Source organism: Bacillus sp. EB106-04-02-XG92 (genome assembly GCF_058791995.1).
On sequence record NZ_JBYTEA010000010.1, the window covers coordinates 183,326 to 199,835 of the forward strand.

12 protein-coding genes and 4 tRNA genes are annotated in these 16,510 nt (G+C 33.4%); 1 reads left to right on the forward strand and 15 read right to left on the reverse strand.

Annotated features, from left to right (window positions below; genetic code table 11):
• The 12 genes from AC3WVA_RS22110 to AC3WVA_RS22165 form a co-directional block, all read right to left on the reverse strand.
• Window positions 1–2,520 (reverse strand): NEAT domain-containing protein (locus AC3WVA_RS22110; protein WP_492322184.1); only part of this gene is annotated, 2,520 nt, incomplete at its 3' end.
• A gap of 128 nt (window positions 2,521–2,648) precedes the next feature.
• Entirely contained in the window at window positions 2,649–3,824 is a 1,176-nt protein-coding gene (yhbH, locus tag AC3WVA_RS22115; protein WP_048528705.1) for a sporulation protein YhbH, read from the reverse strand.
• A 447-nt stretch (window positions 3,825–4,271) separates the two neighbouring features.
• Window positions 4,272–6,167: a PrkA family serine protein kinase gene (locus AC3WVA_RS22120; protein ID WP_000353283.1), complete on the reverse strand. Its 1,896-nt coding sequence runs from the start codon at window positions 6,165–6,167 to the stop codon at window positions 4,272–4,274.
• 392 nt (window positions 6,168–6,559) lie between these two features.
• Entirely contained in the window at window positions 6,560–8,644 is a 2,085-nt protein-coding gene (locus AC3WVA_RS22125; protein WP_098347607.1) for a sensor domain-containing protein, read from the reverse strand.
• A gap of 129 nt (window positions 8,645–8,773) precedes the next feature.
• Window positions 8,774–9,262 (reverse strand): tRNA (uridine(34)/cytosine(34)/5-carboxymethylaminomethyluridine(34)-2'-O)-methyltransferase TrmL, encoded by a 489-nt coding sequence (gene trmL / locus AC3WVA_RS22130; RefSeq protein ID WP_000538147.1) that lies wholly within the window; start codon window positions 9,260–9,262, stop codon window positions 8,774–8,776.
• A 58-nt stretch (window positions 9,263–9,320) separates the two neighbouring features.
• The gene (locus AC3WVA_RS22135; RefSeq protein WP_071758229.1) at window positions 9,321–10,208 is read right to left on the reverse strand and encodes an amidase domain-containing protein; all 888 of its coding nucleotides are present in this window, start codon (window positions 10,206–10,208) and stop codon (window positions 9,321–9,323) included.
• Window positions 10,209–10,252: 44 nt separating this feature from the next.
• Window positions 10,253–11,395, reverse strand: a complete 1,143-nt coding sequence (gene queG / locus AC3WVA_RS22140) for a tRNA epoxyqueuosine(34) reductase QueG (protein ID WP_098347606.1) — start codon at window positions 11,393–11,395, stop codon at window positions 10,253–10,255.
• A 198-nt stretch (window positions 11,396–11,593) separates the two neighbouring features.
• Window positions 11,594–11,667 (reverse strand) — tRNA-Gly (locus tag AC3WVA_RS22145).
• Window positions 11,668–11,781: 114 nt separating this feature from the next.
• Window positions 11,782–12,432 carry a DsbA family protein gene (locus AC3WVA_RS22150; protein ID WP_048528710.1) on the reverse strand — a complete coding sequence of 217 codons (651 nt, stop codon included), beginning with the start codon at window positions 12,430–12,432 and terminating at the stop codon, window positions 11,782–11,784.
• Between the two features lie 188 nt (window positions 12,433–12,620).
• Complete coding sequence (locus tag AC3WVA_RS22155; protein WP_000664704.1) at window positions 12,621–13,397, reverse strand: transglycosylase domain-containing protein; 777 nt, start codon at window positions 13,395–13,397, stop codon at window positions 12,621–12,623.
• Between the two features lie 478 nt (window positions 13,398–13,875).
• Complete coding sequence (locus AC3WVA_RS22160) at window positions 13,876–14,337, reverse strand: NUDIX hydrolase (protein ID WP_048528711.1); 462 nt, start codon at window positions 14,335–14,337, stop codon at window positions 13,876–13,878.
• 136 nt (window positions 14,338–14,473) lie between these two features.
• The gene (locus AC3WVA_RS22165; RefSeq protein ID WP_048528712.1) at window positions 14,474–15,193 is read right to left on the reverse strand and encodes a YebC/PmpR family DNA-binding transcriptional regulator; all 720 of its coding nucleotides are present in this window, start codon (window positions 15,191–15,193) and stop codon (window positions 14,474–14,476) included.
• Between the two features lie 346 nt (window positions 15,194–15,539).
• On the opposite strand from AC3WVA_RS22165, the gene AC3WVA_RS22170 reads away from it, so the two are divergent.
• Entirely contained in the window at window positions 15,540–15,860 is a 321-nt protein-coding gene (locus AC3WVA_RS22170) for a DUF3884 family protein (protein WP_098347618.1), read from the forward strand.
• A gap of 398 nt (window positions 15,861–16,258) precedes the next feature.
• Here the strand turns inward: AC3WVA_RS22170 and AC3WVA_RS22175 are convergent.
• The 3 genes from AC3WVA_RS22175 to AC3WVA_RS22185 all read right to left on the reverse strand — a co-directional run bounded on the left by AC3WVA_RS22175 (window position 16,259) and on the right by AC3WVA_RS22185 (window position 16,510).
• A tRNA-Leu gene (locus tag AC3WVA_RS22175) sits at window positions 16,259–16,340 on the reverse strand.
• 10 nt (window positions 16,341–16,350) lie between these two features.
• Window positions 16,351–16,421, reverse strand: a tRNA-Cys gene (locus AC3WVA_RS22180).
• Between the two features lie 14 nt (window positions 16,422–16,435).
• Window positions 16,436–16,510 (reverse strand) — tRNA-Gly (locus AC3WVA_RS22185).

Genomic DNA, 16,510 nt, shown 5'->3' on the forward strand with positions numbered 1-16,510 from the left:
TTCTTTCGGTTCTTCAACTTCTTTTGTTGGTTCTTTTACTTCTTCTTTTAGTTCTTTTACTTCTTCTTTTGGTTCTTCAACTTCTTTTGTTGGTTCTTTTACTTCTTCTTTTGGTTCTTTTACTTCTTCTTTTGGTTCTTTTACTTCTTCTTTTGGTTCTTTTACTCCTTCTTTTGGTTCTTTTACTTCTTCTTTTTCAACTATATTCTGGATTACTGTTCCGTTAAAACTTATACTAATTTCATCCGAATCTAAATCAAATTTATATACCTTTTCACCTGGAGTACTCCATTTTATTACTCCATTGTTAAACGTTCCACTCTCGCTTGTTAGTTCAATATTCTCAATGCGTTCCCCTTCTAAATCATATATAGGAACTTGAATTTCTTCATTTACTTTCGCTTCATCTAAAAAGATTTTTTGTCTTCCAACATCAATTGTAAACCACTGACCTAATTGTATTAACGGCCTTACATCCCGAATCTCATTTCCAGCTAAATTTAAACTGAGTAGGTCTAACATTGAGGCAAAAACTGATACATCTTTAATATGATTATCCGCAAGATTTAACCACTGTAAATTTTTCAATGAAGATAAGGGGGTTATATCTTCAATTTGATTATGAGATACATTCACATCGTTCAACTTTTCTAAGTTCGAGATAAATTCAATACTCTTCAAACCTACTCCTTCTAAAGTAAGTTTTTCTAAGTTCGTCATGTACTCTAAACCTGTTATATCTTTTATATCTTTTCCTTTTTCTTTAAATATTTCTAAGTTTTTAATCTGCGATAAATCTTCTTTTGTAATAAGAGCGTTTAAATTCTCTCTACCTAAACTCTCTTTATTAATATGTTGTTGTAAAGTTTTATCGAGAATTACATTTTCCTTTTGTTCATTATCCTCTTTTATTTCATCTAACCTTTCAACAACATTTTGAATTACTGTTCCATTAAACTTAATACGATTCTCTTCTGGCTTTATATCTAACCTAAATTCGTATGTTTTTTCACCGGTAGTACTCCATTTAACAGAACCATTATTAACTATTCCATCTCCATTCTTTAATTGAATAGTATCGAGTAGCTCTCCTTGTAAATTATAGATAGGTATTTTAACTTCCTTATCTTTTTCCACATCATCTAAAAAGATTTTTTGTCTTTGAACATCAATGTACATTCTTTTTCCTAACTCTTGAACCGGTCTAACATCACGAATTTCGTTTGACCCTAGCTTTAAATCATATAAACCTGTTAATTGACTAAGTGGGGTTATATCTGAAATATAGTTTTCTTCTAAATTAAGCGATTGTACAGTAGATAATCTTGATAAAGGTTCGATGTTTTCTAATTCATTTTTAGCAAGATCTAACTCTATTAATTTTTTCATTGGTGTAAGATGTTCAATATTAGTAAGTCCATTGTTACTTAAAGATAATTTTTTTATATTTTTTAATTGCTCAATCCCAGCAAGATTAGCATTACTAATTTGATTATTTGCTACAGTCAAATTCCTTAAAGATGTTACTGTAAATAATGGTTTAATATCTTTTATATAATTACTATTTAAATCTAGCAGTTTAATCTTCTTCATTTGACTCAATGGGCTTAAATCAGAAATTTTATTGTTTCTCAAACTTAAACTCTCAATATGTTCTAACTCAGCCAAAGGTCCAATATCATTAAGTTCACCATAAGTTATACTTAATGATTTCAATTGTCTCAATTTCGAGATAAATTGTATATTTTCTAACGTAACTTCTTCCAACATTAAGCTTTCTAAGTTCGTCATATATTCTAGACCGCTTACGTCTTGTATTCCTTTACTTTTAGCTTCGACGACTATTAAAGATTTAACTTTTAATAAATCTGCCTTAGTTATTGGCGTATTTAGATTCTCTCTATTTAAATTATATTTATTAATATGCCTTTGTAATTGCTTATCTACTATTACATTTCCACTTTCATCCTGTTGATCCACTTTATCCTCTTTATTTTCCTTTTGTTTTTCTGGAACATTGTTTTCTAAATTTAAAGCATTTATTTCAAACTGCACTTGATATTTATTATCATAAGCCATTGTCGGAATATAAATATGCATTTGCATATTATATCTTTTTCCTAATTCTCCTACTTCAAACTCAATCACTTTCGTTCCATTTTTCTTTTTATCTTCTGATATGACCTTTACATCATGAAACACACCAGGAGTATGAATATCTTCTGTTTTTAAGTATTTGAAGAAATCACTATCATTTAACGTTGCCGTTACAATTTTCTTTCCATTCTCAATTGTTAACTTAGGATCCTTTATATAAACAGCTGCCATAGACTCTTCATTCGTTTTATCTTTATATGCTTTCATAACAGCATCATATGTACCATCTTCTAAAGCATGTCCAGTTTTATTCGCCTCAATCGCTACGGCTGCTAAAGCAGGTGTTGAATACGTAGCAAATGGAAGTGATAACGCCGCAGCGATAATCATCGCATTTATATGTTTTCTTTTATTTTTCTTCAACTTTACATCTCCTCTAAAATATATAAATCTAAATGTAATCATATCTCGAATAAATGATAATGATTTTCATTATCATTGTCAACTAAAAAAATAAAAAGTTAACAAAAAATAACCCCTTTTTAAAGGGGTTATGCCATTTTCTCTCCTGCTTCTTCTCTAAAAAAGCTCTTCATCGCATGGAATACGTCTGCTTTTTGCTTTAAAATATAATATCTGAAATTCTCATCTTTAATATTTTTATAGGCTGACATAAGTGTACTATGACGGTTGTACTGATTCACTTCCCCATACCCAAACATATTACACTTCTTCATCAACTCTTCAACAAGCTTTACACATCTAGCATTATCTGATGTTAAATTATCACCGTCTGAAAAATGGAATGGATAAATATTATAGCGGTCTGGTGAGTATTTATTATCAATTAGCTCGAGTGCTTTTTTGTATACAGAAGAACAAATTGTTCCGCCACTTTCTCCTTTTGAGAAAAACTCTTCCTCTGGAACTACTTTTGCCTCCGTATGATGGGCAATAAATTCAATATCTACTGTTTCATACTTTGTGCGTAGAAATCTCGTCATCCAGAAAAAGAAGCTCCGTGCCATATATTTCTCCCATATTCCCATCGATCCACTCGTATCCATCATCGCTAATACAACAGCTTTTGAATCTGGCTTTAATACTTCATTCCAAGTGCGGAACTTTAAATCCTCTTGATGAATTGGATGGAAAGATGCTTTACCACGCATCGCATTTCGTTTATATGCGGATATCATCGTTCTTTTCTTATCGATGTTGCCCCATAATCCTGTTTTTCTAATATCATTAAATTCAACTTGTTCAATCCGGTTTTCATCCATTTCTTTTCTCTTTAAATTAGGTAATTCTAATTCTTTGAAAAATGCTTGCTCTAATTCTAAAATAGAGACTTCAGCTTCATAATAATCTTCTCCAGCCGCATCTCCTGCTCCTTGCCCTTTTCCTGGTCCTTTTTGCTTTTGACCACCTGATCCATCTCTCGCAACGACATCACCAACTTTGCTGTCACCATTTCCTTGCCCAACATGTTTGTTTTTATCATAATTGTACCTAATCTTATATTCATCTAAAGAACGAATCGGTATTTTTACAACATCCTTACCATTAGACATAACAATGCTTTCTTCTGTTACAAGATCGGGTAAATTATTCTTAATTGCCTCTTGTACTTTCTCTTGATGGCGTTGTTGGTCGTCATATCCTTTGCGATGGAGGGACCAGTTTTCCTGTGAAATCGTATAATTTGGTTGGTTTTCTTCACCCATTTCTTTCCCTCCTTACTGTAATTGTCTTCCTATATGAACAGCAAGCTAGAAATTTTGTTTTATACTGTGCCAGCTAGAATGAAAGGTAACTGCCCATCGAAAATCATCCCATAAACATATATAACGTTTTTCATATAATACTCCGAGCATCCTAAACAAAATTTTGCCACTCACATACTAGAAAAGAATCATTCAGCCTTTGATAAGAAAGAAACACAATGCATAGTTGCACACATTTACACTTTGCAACATATTGTATTGTGTTGGCTTTTTTCGTATGAATGGTTGGTTACTCTATCATATGCATATTGTAAAAATAATTGACAATAAATTCATGAAATTGCATCTTAATTTATTATATTTGGACAAGGTATGACACTTTACACATATGAATGGATAATAAAACGCTGTCCCGCAAAATACAAGAGACAGCGTTTTGTTATCAAACTATCGGTTTAGCAGGCTACCTACATAGCGTAATAATTCATTCGCAGATGAAGAATTATAGCCGTGCTCATCAATTAAGCGTGCAACAACATCATTAATTTTCTTAAGCTGATTTTCGTCTGGTGTTTTCGTTGATGTTGTAATTTTCACTATATCTTTTAAATCAGCAAATAGTTTTTTCTGAATCGCTTCGCGAAGACGCTCATGTGAATTATAATCAAAGCGTTTTCCTTTACGCGCATAAGCAGAAATGCGAATTAAAATTTCTTCACGGAATGCTTTCTTAGCATTTTCTGAAATTCCAATTTGTTCTTCAATTGAGCGCATTAGCTTTTCATCTGGACTCATTTCTTCACCTGTTAATGGGTCACGTAATTTTGATTTATTGCAATATGCTTCAACGTTATCTAAGTAATTATCCATAAGTGTCTTCGCTGATTCTTCATATGAATACACGAATGCTTTTTGTACTTCTTTCTTCGCAATTTCATCATATTCTTTTCTTGCTAATGAGATGAAATTCATATAACGCTCTCGATCTTCATTACTAATGGATGGATGCTGATCTAATCCATCTTTTAAAGAACGAAGTACATCTAATGCATTAATAGATGGTACTTCTTTTCTAATGATTGTCGAAGAAATTCGGTTAATTACATAACGAGGATCAATACCGCTCATGCCTTCATCTTGATATTCACGTTGTAGCTCCTCTACATCAATTGCATTATAACCTTCCACCGTTTCTCCATCATATAAACGCATCTTTTTAATTAAATCAATATCCGGACGCTTCGGATCTTTTAAACGAGTTAAAATTGTAAACATTGCTGCAACGCGAAGTGTGTGTGGTGCAATGTGAACATTGGATACATCACTTTCACGAATCATTTTTTCATAAATATGTTCTTCTTCACTCACTCGTAAATTGTATGGAACAGGCATTACAATAATTCTTGAGTGTAATGCTTCATTTTTCTTGTTTGCTATGAAAGAACGATACTCCGTTTCATTCGTATGCGCTACAATTAATTCATCTGCTGAAATAAGCGCAAATCTTCCCGCTTTGAAATTCCCTTCTTGCGTAAGCGATAATAAATGCCATAAAAACTTCTCATCACATTTTAACATCTCTTGGAATTCCATCATCCCACGGTTTGCTTTATTTAATTCTCCGTCGAAACGATATGCTCGTGGATCTGATTCCGAACCATATTCTGCAATTGTTGAAAAGTCCAGACTACCTGTTAAATCGGCAATATCTTGTGATTTAGGATCAGATGGACTAAATGTACCAATCCCTGTACGACGATCTTCCGAGAAGAAAATACGCTCTACAACTACATCCTCAATTCTTGAACCATATTCTTGTTCTAGACGCATCACATTGAGTGGCGATAAATTCCCTTCAATTCTAACTCCATACTCATCAAAGAAATCATCCCGTAAATGGTGCGGAATTAAATGCAGCGGATCTTCGTGCATTGGGCATCCTTTAATTGCAAAAATTGCTCCTCGATCTGTTCGTGAATATGTTTCTAATCCTCGTTTCAACATCGTAACTAATGTTGATTTCCCTCCACTAACAGGACCCATCAATAATAAAATACGTTTTCTAACATCTAATCGTTTTGCAGATGGATGAAAATATTCCTCTACAAGACGCTCTAAAGCATCCTCTAATCCAAATAGCTGATTACTAAAGAAATTATACTTTCTTCTACCATCTACTTCTTCAATTCCAGCATCTTTTATCATATTGTAAATGCGAGAGTGTGCTGTTTGAGCCACCCATGGTCTTTCCTTCACAAGCTCTAAATACTCCGCAAACGTACCTTCCCATTGTAAACGTTCTTCTGCTTCTCGATGCTGTTCAATTTTTTTTAGAATATCCATTATAGCTCCTCCCCCATCTCCTTGTTCAATCGGATTATTATAAAAGGTATGCTAGGATGTCCTCAAACATTCTTTAAATCAAAATGAAATATACAGTAGTGCTATAAAATTCTCTCCAAAATTCAAAGAAAATTCTGTATAATATAGGTATTAAAGTTTTTACACCGCTATTCATTTTAAATAAATTCTTTTCTTCCAAGAACATTACATACATTTAGATCCATATTTCAGATTCATAAACTGAAAAAATAGGAGGGATATTAGTATGAAATTATTATTAATTTTAGGTGTATCACTCACATTTCTTACAGCTATTTTTACATCTGGTTACAATGATAAACCTGGTACACATAAAAAGTGATGTGCTTTTAGCACATCACTTTTTTTATGAATTATTTATAATATATATTTTCTACATCATATTTTGATAGTGGTTTGCTATAATAATAACCTTGTACAAACTTCACATTCTTTTCCTTCAAAAATTGTATTTGTTCCGCTTTTTCTACGCCTTCTGCAATTACATTCAATTCCAAAGTATGAGCTAAATGAATAATTGCAGCTGTAATATTCGTATCGCGTTCATCTACATGTATACCTTCCATAAAAGAACGATCGATTTTCAAAGTATCAATTGGATACGTTTTTAAATAACTTAAAGATGAATATCCCGTTCCAAAATCATCTAAATGAATCTTTAAATTTTGTTCTTTCAATTGCAGCAATACTCTTTTCGATATGTCCTTATGTATAAGGGCTCCTTCTGTAACCTCTATCGCTAATAGATGGGCTGATACATTGTACTTATGTAAAGCTCTTGTAATCATCTCTATTAATGTAATAGAGCGAAAGTGTCTGGCTGAAATATTAACTGCAATCGGGACAACTTCATATCCTTTATTTAACCATTCACGTATTTGCTTACATACTTCATTTACTACCCATTCATCAAGCTTAATGATAAAACCTGTTCTTTCTGCCAGCGGAATAAATTGATTAGGAGAGACAAATCCTAATTCTTTATTTTTCCACCTTATTAAAGCTTCCATGCTAGCTATTTTTTTCTTTTCAATATTAATTTGCGGCTGATAATATAAGAAAAATTCATTTTTTTCTATAGCACGATGTAATTGGTTTTCTATTATAAATCTTTGTTCACGTTCACAATCTAATCCACTGCAATAAAAATGATAATGCCCTTTTCCTTTTTCTTTCGCTTTTTCCAAAGCAGCATCCACTCTTTGGAATAATATTTTTTCATCTTCCCCATCTGTTGGAGCCATTACAATCCCGATTGACGCACTTAAATACACGTCCTCTTCCTCGATTACAAAATGTTCACTAATTTTTTTCAATATACTTTTTGCAACTACCTCTACACGTTCTTTCGTTATATTTTCTATTAACATAACAAATTGATCATCGTGTTCTCTAAATAAGTGCATACCGCTTATTTGGATACTGCTTATTTGGATACTGCTTAAACATTCTGTCACTTTTTGTAACACTTTATCTCCTTCTTTATGACCAAAAGTATCATTAATAAGATGGAATTCATCTAAATCTATAAAGATAAACGCAAAATCTATCTTCTCATTTAATAAATCATTTAACTTATTTGTACATGAAATTCTATTCATTAATCCTGTTAACTGGTCATAATAAGCTAAGTATTCCGTTCTCATCTCATTTAATACTTGCCTTGTAACATCCCTCGTAACAATATAAACCCCAACAATTTCACCGTTCACAATAATTGGAATAGTTCTCAAAGAAATATAGAGCTCGTACCCTTCTTTATGAACATATTTCTTTGAAATAATTTGTTTCGCTCTTCCTTGCATGGCGCCTTTAAATATAATTTGAAAATCTTTTTCATATTCTTTATTAATAAATTCAAAAATAAATTTATTATTTAATTCTTCATATCGATATCCAAATATTTCATACGTTGCTGGATTCGCATATGTAATTCTCCCTATAGAATCTATAGATATAATGGAGTCATTATTATATTCTAGTAATGACTTAAACAACATTTGTTTTTCCTCTATCTCTGCCTTTTCCTCAACCTGAGCTGTAATATCTCTTGTAATACTAATAATAAACTGACATACTCCTTCTTCATCAAATACAGGATTAAGTGAAGACTCGTAATGTGCATTACCATTTGGTAAACTAACTACATCACAAAAGGTATGTGCTTTCGCTTCGCTCGCTACTTTTGCATATTGCACTTGTAATATTTCCGCCGTATCTTCTGGCAATACTTCACCGAACGTTTTTCCATAACACTCTTCGCTTAGCTTTGCATAATCCATCCCTATCTTATTTACATAAATATATTTAAAGGTTTCATCATCCATAACTTTTACAATAAATACTAAATCTTGAATAGCATGTAATAACCCTCTTCTTATTAACTCCATATCTATCATACTTAAAAAGGTATTTTGATTACTATATCGTTCCTTCATATTTATCTCAACCCGTCTGATCAATTTTTATTCATATATCCCCATTCTATATGAATATGTACCCTTTTTTAAATGTATGATTACATATTTATTTTTATTTTTAGAAAAAAAGTCGCCATATGGCGACTTTTAATAAACAATTTCTAAATCTAATCCTGGATAATTTTGCTGACGGAATGCTTCATAAATTAAAATAGCTGCTGTATTAGATAAATTTAATGAACGCACTTTATCAGTCATTGGAATACGTAAACAGTGATCGAAGTTTTCTTCGATTACATTAGCTGGTAAGCCGTTTGTTTCTCTTCCAAATACAAAGTAGTAATCCTTCTCACGTTTACTATAATCAAACGCTGTATGAGCTTTCTCGCCATACTTTGTTAAGTAGAAGAACTCACCATCTTTATTTTTTTCATAAAACTCTTCAATTGAATCATAATACGTAATTTTCACGTGCTGCCAATAATCTAATCCTGCACGCTTTAACATTTTATCATCCGTTGAAAATCCAAGCGGTCTAATCAAATGTAATTCTGTCCCAGTTGCTGCACAAGTACGAGCAATATTCCCTGTATTTGCTGGAATTTCTGGTTGATATAAAACAACATGTACTCCCACGCGATATTCACCTCTGTTTTTTGTCTACTACGTATTATACCACTTGAGCGGAAAATCTCTACCCATTAATAATATGAAAGAATTTATATTTCATTTGTGGTGTATATTTACTAGAATCTTCATAGTTCCAATAACGCCGACGGCTATTGGCTGAATGTGCATTTACAAGTGGCATACCATCTGCGTCTTTTGCTACTACAATCGTCGTATGATTCCACCTACCATCATCCTCGAAATCATAAGCGATGACATCACCAAGAATAAGGTCCTCAGGCCTTTCTACAGCTTCAGCTCGAAGTCCTGTTGTAGCACCTGACAAATACCAATAAAAAGAGTGTGCGACAGCCCAGCTCCAACTCCACTGATTCTCCCTTTGCCACCATCCTTTACGAATATTAGGATATCCATTCATTGGTACTTCTCCAGTATGAAGACATTGAGAAATAAAATTTGTACAATTATCAGGGAAATTACGATATACAGGGTTTCGATCATCCCACCAACGCTCTGCATATTTCACTGCCTCTAAGCGATTGTACTGATAAGAACCGTATTTCTCTTTTGTAACTTCCCTTTCTAATGTCTCACTCATTCCAACTGCTTCTGGCACTTCAATAGCATAATCACCTATTACCCGGCTATTATTTAAACAAACTCTTCGTTTTAGTTGTTCCTCTTCGATATAAAATAATTCTTTATGCTTGATTAAATATTTAAAATGTATTTGATAATCAATTTCTTGATGATTGCTATTATTTAATTGTCTCATGAAAGAAACATCCGCAGTTGCTTTCACTATCTCTGCATTACGCTTTTGAAACAATTCTTTCTTTCTCTGTGCTATTTGTAATAAATCTTCAGCAATACCATCTACATTTGTTCGTTTCTCTGTTATATATGCTAAAAATTGTTGTACTTGCTTTTCAATATTTATTTTTACAACCATTTCGTCTCCCTCCCATATTACAATATGAAAAAGGGAGATATTATCTACTCTTTTTTCTGCGCTAACAATTCAAGTCCGCGATTCATTTCATGAAGAACCTCTTCATCTTTCTCACGTTGCATTGCTTTTTCAATGGCTTTGCCCACACCATCTCCACCAATTTTTCCAAGCGCCCATGCTGCTGTTCCGCGAAGTACTGGTCTTGGATCATCTTTCATAACACCGATTAAATCAGGAATTGCTGATGCCTCTTTAAAATGCGCAAGTGCCAAAATCGCATTTCGTTGTAACGGCTTTTTACCTCTCCACGAACCAGACATAATCCCATATTTCTCTTTAAAATCACGATTGCTAATTGTTAAAAGTGGTGTTAATAATGGCTTAACTAACTCAGGATCTGGTTCCATCTCAGGATGATTATGAAAATCCATTCCTTTATTTTTCGGACAAACAGTCTGACATGTATCACATCCATAAATACGATTTCCTATTTTGTCGCGGTACTCTTCAGGCAAAAATCCTTTCGTCTGTGTTAAAAATGCAATACATTTCTTCGAGTCTAACTGTCCGCCTTGTATTAAAGCACCTGTAGGACAAATATCAATACATTTTGTACAGCTCCCGCATTGATCTTCTATCGGCTGATCTGGTGGGAAAGGAACATTTGTAATCATTTCTCCTAAATACACATATGAACCAAATTCAGGTGTAATAATAGCACAATTTTTACCGCTCCATCCAATACCAGCACGCTCCGAAACAGCTCGATCACTTAATTCACCCGTATCAACCATTGACTTAACTTCTATATTGGGAAGTTTTTCGATTAAATATGCTTCTAATTTTTGCAAACGATCTCGTAAAACAAGATGATAATCTTGTCCCCAAGAGGCACGACAAAAAATTCCGCGACGTTCTCCGCGCTTACTTAATGGTGCATTTTTTAATTTTGAAGGATACGCTAATGCAATCGCAATAATTGATTTAGCACCCGGGAGTAGAAGCTGTGGGTTCGTTCTTTTTTCTATATCAGGCTCTTCAAATCCAGATTGATAATTTAATTGTTGCTGCTGGATTAACCGCTGCTTTAATTCTTCAAATGGTGAAGCACTAGCAAAGCCTATTTTATCTATACCAATCGTTTTACTATACGCAATTACATCTTGCTTTAATTGTTCAAAATCCATTCCTAATCGCCTCCTCAGATGAATCCATCCTTTATGTAACGATTTATTGGTTAGCAATTCACTTTCGGAATACTATTCTTTACTTCTATTTTCGCATACAATTATGTTTTCCAAACATTAAAAAACGCAATGCCTCGTTTATCTCGGAAACGAAACACTGCGTTGATCACAATTTATAGAAAAACATTTAATAAAATTTGGAGCGGGTGAAGAGAATCGAACTCTCGACCAGAGCTTGGAAGGCTCTTGTTTTACCACTAAACTACACCCGCAAATATGAAATAAATATAAGATATTAGAATAACTTATGTAAAGTAGTATAGCATGTACAAAAAGCGGAAGCAAGAATTTTATCGAAAAAAGTCGAAAAAGTGATGAGATACTCATCACTTTTTCAATTCTTTATCAATCGCCTTCTTCATACTATCGAAATCAGGATTTGCAAGATTCCCGTTTACATATACTGAAGGAGCACCTTGAACTTTTAATTTTTGAGCACGATCTGAATCTTTACGTACTTTTTCTTTTATTTCTTTACTGTGTAAATCTTTCTTAAATTGTTCTACATCAACTTTAGGAAGCTTCTCTTTCACAATGCTAAGAAGTAATTCTTCTGTAATCCATTCTTCCGTATCTTTCTTTTGACTTTGATAAATCTCATCATAGAAAGTCCAGAATGAATCTTTATCTTGTTTATAAATTGCTTCACCAGCAGCTGCACCTAAATCAGAGTCTTTTCCGATAAATGGGAAGTTAATAAAGTATAACTGCACTTTGCCTTTATCGATATACTCTTCTTTTAATCGTGGTAATACTGTTACATCCCAAGTACGACAAGCAGGACATTTGAAGTCTCCAAATTCAACTACCTTAACTGGTGCATCATCTTTCCCTAAAGATTGTTGTGTGGAATAAGCAAACATCTCATTCCCTTTATCCTTTTTGTCATTTATGATGCTATACGCAATTGTTCCGATTACAATCAATACTGCGATAGAAAAAACTATACCAAGAGCCATGAGTTTATTTGATTTCATATACATTCCTCTTTAAATTCATATTCTGTATACAGCATTGTACACAATACACATAATATCAACACTTATATACGTCACGCAATGAACACGCTCACATAAATTACAAAAATACAATAATTGTGACGATATTGTGTCACAATTTGTCACAATTTATTCAAAAAAAGGAAGCCCCTATGTAGGAACTTCCTTTAGCTTACTGCTTTTTCACGAGCACTATTTAACATCGACTGCTCTGTTTTTATATCATGACGAATTACTAACTTCTCACTAACTGCTTGCACATACTCATCATGATTGATATAGCCTTCTTTCTCCATCAGTCTCAAAACGACATTTCGTCTCTCAACTGCTTTATCGTAATTTTGTGCAGGAGAGTAATAAGCAGGTGCCTTTACTACAGCAGCCATCATCGCACTTTCAGCCAACGTTAATTGGCTCACCTTCTTACCGAAGTAAAGATTGGCTGCTTTTTCAATTCCCCATGCTCCTTCTCCGTAATAAATATTGCTTACATATAATTTTAAAATTTCATCCTTCGTAAATGTACGTTCAATCTTTTTCGTATAGAAAATCTCTTTCCACTTACGAGAAAAAGTACGTTCATTCGTTAAAAAAGCATTTTTGGATAACTGTTGTGTAATTGTGCTTCCGCCTTGCACAACACCACCAGCTTTTATATTTTCAACAGACGCTCTGACAATCGCTATATAATCTAAACCGTTATGATGATAAAACCTTTTATCCTCTGTCGCAATAAATGCATGTGTTAATGATTCTGGCACCTCTAATTTAGCTGGTACATGTAATTTACTAATATCACTTTTCTCGATCATTACATTTCCAATGAATAATAATGTAAAACTTAACAATAATAATAAAATAATGGCTTTATAAAAAAACTTAGTCATTGGATTTAATGCAACTTTTTGATGATAGTTCACCCTAGATAATACTCGTTCTTTCATCTTGAACACCTCTTTTCCACACAGCGTATAATTCTTACTTTAAGAATACCTTGTTGTAAAAAAATATCCCATCGATTTCTCTTACACGTACCTTACATCATTGTAAGGTATAAAGTGAAAATTTAATTAGGCCGCACCAATCGGGCTACCCGACAAATAATGGGGTAAAAAAGTATTGTATCACAGTCCTTTTTTATGTACTATTCATCTGAAATATTGAATATAGATTAAGTCAAACCAATAACAGAGTAATCCTTAAGGCATCTCTATTAAAGCAACCTATTTCCATTATATCATCTACAAATATATATATTTGTAAGTATCTAGTAATCTAAATGTGCATAACATATCATACATTATAAAGAACAAATGTTCTAAAAATCAATACTAGTACTATTATTATTTTGACCTTTTTCTTAAACAGTATACAAAAAAAGAGTAGTGATTTGATTGTATTTCAAACCAGCTACTCTTTTCTTTACAATCTACCTATTAAATTATACGGCTGCACTTCCCACGTTTCGTACGGAATGCAATGTGTTGCTCTCATCGCATCAAGCGTTCTCGATTGCATATGAGGACGCGTTATATACTCATCTATGTTCTCTTCATTTAAAGCAACAAATTTAGCCTCTTGTATTTCTTCAGGTTGAATTTTTATTTCCCCGCTCACATATGCCACCTTAAAAACAACAGATAAAATATGCATAGAAGCATTATAATAAACTCCTGTAATACCGATAGGCTTCACAGTTAATCCCGTTTCCTCAAGCATTTCCCTACAAACAGCTTCATCGAGTGCTTCCCCTTCTTCCACCTGTCCTCCTGGCAACTCCCACGTATCCGATCTCCAATGTACTTTAACTAATAACACTTCGTCTTTTTCATTTGTTAAATAACCTGCTACAGCAACGATATGCTTCGGTGTTTTATGTTCCATATTAAGCCTCCTAGCAATAATGAATATTTCACATATCCCTATAAGCATATTCCCTGTCTATAACAAAATCCCTTTACTCATTTAAATTCATAAAAAGAAGCCCCTATCCGTTAAACGAAAAGGGGCTTCTATCGTATTATTCTCCTAAGTCTACGTTGTGGTAAACTTGTTGCACATCTTCTAAATCTTCTAATGCATCAACCATTTTTTCAAATTGTACTTGAGCATCTTCAGGAAGTTCTACATCACTTTGTGCAAGCATTGTTAATTCTGCAACTGTGAATTCTTCAACACCAGCATCTTTAAGTGCAGATTGTACTGCATGGAATTGATCAGGTTCAGCATACACGATAACAGCATCTTCTTCTTCAAGAATGTCACGTGCATCTACATCTGCTTCCATTAAAATTTCAAGAACTTCATCTGATGTTTTACCTTCAAGACCGATAACAGCTGTCGCATCAAACATGTAAGCTACAGAACCGTTTACACCCATGTTACCACTGTTTTTGCTAAATGCAGCTCGTACATCTGCTGCAGTACGGTTTACGTTATTTGTAAGTGTATCTACAATTACCATAGATCCATTTGGTCCGAATCCTTCATAACGAAGCTCGTCATAATTTTCTTCTGAACCACCTTTTGCTTTTTCAACTGCACGATCAATAATTGTTCTTGGTACATTGTAAGTTTTCGCGCGTTCTAATACAACTCTAAGCGCTTGGTTTGATTCTGGATCTGGCTCACCTTGTTTTGCTGCCACATAAATTTCACGTCCAAATTTCGCGTATATACGGCTTGTATTTGCATCTTTTGATGCTTTTTTATCTTTAATATTATTCCATTTACGACCCATACTTTCCACTCTCTTTCCCGTTTTAAATCTACATAAAAATATTAATATGAAATATAATGTGTATTCAACACATTTTTAAAAGAAATATAAAAAGTTCATTTTTGATTCATATTACAGACACAATATAAATCACTATCATTTTGTTCTTTCGACAAGTTATATTATACATGAATTCTTACGTTTATTACGAATTTTAGAAGCACATAGTATAATTTAACAAAAAAGACTCTAACATGTCTGTTAGAGTCTTTTTATATTACCGATTTCCATAATATTCCCATAATTACTTTCTATTGCTGTATAATAAAAATAGGGAAAAATTTGAAGAGAAAATGGGGGGAGAATTATGACACATTCAAATGAGAAAAAAGGACACGGTCTTAAAGGGATAGGAGAAAAGCTAAACCCAACTATCTATCAAGTGAGATTCATGAAATTAGATGCACCAATTCAATTTGAGTCGTTTCCTGAATTAAAGGAATTAGGGGACTGGTTGAGTACTTCAACGCACATGTGGGCGTGCCACTCAACTATGTACAAGTACAACAAAGAAGAGTTTAAAAAGAGATTTTTAGAAATTACAAACTTAACCGTTGATAACGTACTAATATCTACTGGTGCTGTCGGATTTAACTTCATGTCACCGGGGTGGAGAAATTCGCTCTAGAGTGCTTGAAGGGAATATTGTATATACAATATTCAGCTGACGCTTTATAGAAAAATAGAACTAAAAGGATAAAAATGAATGTTTATTTTTATCCTTTTAGCGTTTTCACTTCAAAGTTGATAAGTGCCAATACATAATCCCTTGCCTGTTGATGAAGAGTAACTATTTCTTTCTCAACTTCCTCTGTTTAACATTCATCATTTAACTGTAAATTTTCTTTATAGTTAGCTTGTGAAATCACCGTAAATACAAGTGAAGCGAACTGTTCTGATACCTTACAAATTTTGTTCAATCTGAATTAAATCAGAACATCTGTCTTTTTGTGCTTATTCCGTCGTGTAATGAAAACAAAAAAAACTCTATACTAATTGTATAGAGTTTTTTTACGCCGTTCTTGATACCGATGGTCGGGGTCGAACCGACACTCCCGAAGGAACACGATTTTGAGTCGTGCGCGTCTGCCAATTCCGCCACATCGGCACAAAAGAAAAGGCGGCAACCGGATTTGAACCGGTGATAAAGGTTTTGCAGACCTCTGCCTTACCACTTGGCTATGCCGCCATATAAAATTTTATTGGAGCGGAAGACGGGATTCGAACCCGCGACCCCAACCTTGGCAAGGTTGTATTCTACCACTGAACTACTTCCGC

Excerpts from the sequence above, each read along its gene's own strand:
- AC3WVA_RS22160 (WP_048528711.1), bottom strand. The coding sequence starts at position 14,337 with ATGGAACATAAAACACCGAAGCATATCGTTGCTGTAGCAGGTTATTTA.
- AC3WVA_RS22170 (WP_098347618.1), top strand. The coding sequence starts at position 15,540 with ATGACACATTCAAATGAGAAAAAAGGACACGGTCTTAAAGGGATAGGA.
- AC3WVA_RS22165 (WP_048528712.1), bottom strand. The coding sequence starts at position 15,193 with ATGGGTCGTAAATGGAATAATATTAAAGATAAAAAAGCATCAAAAGAT.
- AC3WVA_RS22155 (WP_000664704.1), bottom strand. The coding sequence starts at position 13,397 with ATGAAAGAACGAGTATTATCTAGGGTGAACTATCATCAAAAAGTTGCA.
- AC3WVA_RS22135 (WP_071758229.1), bottom strand. The coding sequence starts at position 10,208 with ATGGTTGTAAAAATAAATATTGAAAAGCAAGTACAACAATTTTTAGCA.
- AC3WVA_RS22120 (WP_000353283.1), bottom strand. The coding sequence starts at position 6,167 with ATGGATATTCTAAAAAAAATTGAACAGCATCGAGAAGCAGAAGAACGT.
- yhbH (WP_048528705.1), bottom strand. The coding sequence starts at position 3,824 with ATGGGTGAAGAAAACCAACCAAATTATACGATTTCACAGGAAAACTGG.
- queG (WP_098347606.1), bottom strand. The coding sequence starts at position 11,395 with ATGGATTTTGAACAATTAAAGCAAGATGTAATTGCGTATAGTAAAACG.
- AC3WVA_RS22125 (WP_098347607.1), bottom strand. The coding sequence starts at position 8,644 with ATGAAGGAACGATATAGTAATCAAAATACCTTTTTAAGTATGATAGAT.
- AC3WVA_RS22150 (WP_048528710.1), bottom strand. The coding sequence starts at position 12,432 with ATGAAATCAAATAAACTCATGGCTCTTGGTATAGTTTTTTCTATCGCA.